At 51.8% G+C, this 2,190-nt stretch carries 3 protein-coding genes; all 3 read right to left on the reverse strand.

Annotation, left to right across the window (positions count from 1 at the left end; all coding sequences use genetic code 11):
* The coding region (locus AC3DOM_RS05675; protein ID WP_487918059.1) for an aminotransferase class III-fold pyridoxal phosphate-dependent enzyme at window positions 1-236 on the reverse strand (236 nt) is incomplete at its 3' end.
* Window positions 237-290: 54 nt separating this feature from the next.
* Complete coding sequence (locus AC3DOM_RS05680) at window positions 291-1,094, reverse strand: [LysW]-aminoadipate kinase (protein WP_487918071.1); 804 nt, start codon at window positions 1,092-1,094, stop codon at window positions 291-293.
* Between the two features lie 104 nt (window positions 1,095-1,198).
* On the reverse strand, window positions 1,199-2,190 hold a 992-nt coding region (gene argC / locus AC3DOM_RS05685; protein WP_487918060.1), incomplete at its 5' end, for an N-acetyl-gamma-glutamyl-phosphate reductase.

Raw genomic sequence — 2,190 nt, forward strand, 5'->3', positions numbered from 1 at the left:
GGGTTGTAGAACATCTCCGGGCAGGAGATCAGGTTTTGTGATTGCTCAGCAAGCGCAGCAATAATGGTGGGATGTGCGTGACCGAGATTCGCCGCGCCTTGTCCGCCAACACAGTCGATATAGGCGCGCCCCTGATCGTCATAGAGGGTTGCCCCTTCACCGCGGACGATGACGAGATCGCGTTTGGCGTAAACGCCGGATGTGTGCGCGTTTTCCAGATTTTGAGTTTCTGACATAATTTCTTCCTCGATCTAAACACAAAGGTTTATTGGTTTTTCTTTGTGTTTAGATTATTTGATGACCGTTCCGTTTCCAGCTAATGCATTCGAGATTGGGTTTTCAACTCGCCCATCTGCGATGATGACCTGCTTGACGCCATTTGCCAATGCCTCGCTTGCACCGAGAACTTTCTTTTTCATTCTGCCTTGGGCATACTCGATAGATTTTTCTAACCCTGCGGTGGTGATTTCTTTGATGAGCGTACCTTCATCGGGGAATTCACGCATCAGCCCAGGGACGGCAGTCAGGAGGAGCAAGGTATCCGCATTCAGCGCAGCGGCGATTTCGGCCGCGGCACGGTCTGCATCCACGTTGAGCGCTTCGCCTTTTTCGCTCACCGCCATTGGCGCGACCACGGGGGTATAACCACTATCAAGCAGGGCTTGGAGTAAGGAAACGTTCACTTCTTTGATCTTGCCGGTGTAGTCATCGCGCAGCATTTTCTTCCTCCCATTCTCGACGATCCGGATGGCAGTCTTACGTTTTGCTTTAAGCAGACCACCGTCCACGCCGCTTAATCCCAAAGCATTGACACCCAACATCTGTAGCTGTTCAACAAGGAAAGTATTCACCTTGCCGTTGACAGCCATCGCAAAAACTTCGAGGGTTTCGCGGTTGGTGTAGCGGGATGTATAGCCCGAGGGTGAGGTCACGAAGCGGGGCGGTTTGCCCACAGCTTTGCCGAGGGCATTTGCTTCTGCCGAGCCGCCATGGACCAGCACGAGGCGTTGTCCATCAGAAATCATTTTTGCCGCATCCTGGCAGATCCCCGAGAAATCTACCCCTTCTGTGCCGCCGAGTTTGACGACGATGATTGAGTTTGTCATAAATTCTCCGTTTTTTTAAACACAAAGGACACGAAGGAGCACAAATTTTTTAAGGTATTTCTTTGAGAACCTTTGTGATCTTCGTGTTTAATTTATATCGGGTGTAACCCCATAAATTCAAGCCCAAGCGTTTCCTCGAAACCGAGCATCAAATTCATCGATTGCACCGCCGAGCCAGAGGCGCCCTTCATCAGGTTGTCAATCGCGCAGATCGAGATGACGTGCCCCGTTTCGGGGTTCAGGTCAAAGCCGAGATCGGCGTAATTTGAGCCCGCCAAAATCTTCGGTTCTGGCACACGGTAAATGCCTCGTCTTTCTTTGACAATGCGGATGAAGGGATTGGCTGCGCTGAGGCTTCGATAAGATTTCCACAGATCCTTGAGTGCAACTCCATCTTTGACAGTCCCATGCACCGTCGCCAACGCGCCACGCACAAGACCCACAGAGGTCATCGTTAAAGTGACATCTGCCAGCCCCGTTTCCTGGATCACCTCGGCGGTGTGCCGATGCCCGTAAGGCGCATAGGTACGGACGGTGCTGCTCCGTTCGGGGTGATGTGAGCCAGGGTTGACGGATGCGCCCCCTTCGGATGAACCAACTTTCAGCTCGGCAATTATTGGTTTACTTTCGTCCAGCAAACCAGCGTTGACCAGGGGAAGCAAGCCCAAATTTGTGGCGGTCGCGTTGCATCCCACGCCGCTGACATATTTCGCTTTGCGGAGCGCGTCCCGATAAAGTTCGGGTAATCCATAGACAAATTTATCCAGCCACTCGGGAGCGGCATGAGGTTCCCCGTACCATTGCTGATAAAACTCGGGATCACGCAGCCGGAAATCTGCCGAAAGATCGACAATATATTCAGCTTTCTGAGCATATGCGGCGATATTATGCTGCGCCTGCCCATGCGGGAGGGCGAGGAAAAGAATATCTATGGGAAGAAGTTCATCGGGCGCGGTGAATTTAAGGGTGGTCTGTTTGCGCAGATTAGGATGGGTTTGGTAAATATATTCGCCCATTTTTTTGCGCGAAGTCACCTGAACTATTTCAACTTTTGGATGGGGAATGAGCAAACGCAAGAGCTCCC

The sequence above is a fragment of the Candidatus Desulfolinea nitratireducens genome, from assembly GCF_982879505.1.